This window comes from Capnocytophaga sp. oral taxon 326 str. F0382 (genome assembly GCF_000318295.1).
Classification (GTDB): Bacteria; Bacteroidota; Bacteroidia; order Flavobacteriales; family Flavobacteriaceae; genus Capnocytophaga; species Capnocytophaga periodontitidis.
Map to the genome: position 1 here is coordinate 68,988 of NZ_KB291418.1, position 412 is coordinate 69,399.

The following is a 412-nucleotide window of genomic DNA, read 5'->3' on the forward strand; positions in this document are numbered from 1 at the left end:
AAAAGTGATACCCAAAACCTATATTCATATAGATGGGATACATATCAAAAGTAATTGTTTTAAAGTCCTTTTTAAAGATATTATTTATTCCACAGGTGAGTTCAGCATTGATATTGAAATGCTTGAACGCTTGCCAAGAGCCTCCTATCAGTGTGCCCCAATGCCAATGGCGGAGATGATTGCTGAAATCATAAGAGGCTATCTGCCCATTAGTGAAACTTACTTTCTCACCGATAGGACTACCTTCTCGTAAATAACCTTCGGTTACATAGCCTGAGAAATTGCCGTCCATACGGTAAGAAACAAATGTACCTAAGCGCAGTTTCCAACGATTGTCAAGGCGATAGTTCAGTGATATGGGTAGGGTAACAAATGAACTTTTGTAGGTAGTATGTACATCACCCGTCCAATA

General features: G+C 39.1%; 1 protein-coding gene. It reads right to left on the reverse strand.

Features of this window, described 5'->3' with window-relative positions; genetic code table 11:
- Nucleotides 1–412: outer membrane beta-barrel protein (locus HMPREF9073_RS09010; protein WP_009751000.1), on the reverse strand; the 412-nt coding region annotated here is incomplete at both ends.